The organism is Vibrio sp. 10N.222.46.A1, assembly GCF_041473595.1.
Taxonomy (GTDB): Bacteria; Pseudomonadota; Gammaproteobacteria; order Enterobacterales; family Vibrionaceae; genus Vibrio; species Vibrio tasmaniensis_A.
Map to the genome: position 1 here is coordinate 1 of NZ_JBFRSN010001822.1, position 379 is coordinate 379.

General features: G+C 36.9%; 1 protein-coding gene. It reads left to right on the forward strand.

Annotated features, from left to right (window positions below):
• Nucleotides 1-90: 90 nt before the first annotated feature.
• Nucleotides 91-379 (forward strand): hypothetical protein (locus AB4496_RS29470; RefSeq protein ID WP_372133682.1); only part of this gene is annotated, 289 nt, incomplete at its 3' end.

Here is a 379-nt window from a genome sequence, read left to right on the forward strand (position 1 = left end):
GGTTAATATAATGCCTCATTGATAAAGTCTCGTTTTATTTAATAAATTAATTATCTCTTTCAGAGAAATTCAAATAACGAGATTATCCTAATGAGGACAAAATTAATTTGTACATTTATTACAGCACTCATTGCTGTTTGCTCTGTACAAGCGACTACTTTACCTGCGCCAACTTGGCACACAATGACCTTTATTGATGGCAGTACAAAAGAACTGCGCTTAATGGGGTCTCAATATATGTTTTGGTACCAAGACCATGATGGTCACCTATACGTTCAGGGTGTTGATAATCAGTGGTACTTTGCTAAATATGAAACAAGTGAAAAAGGAGGGGGGAGTGTTGTTTCAACTGGGGTGTTGGCTTCGAGTGATACTGAAA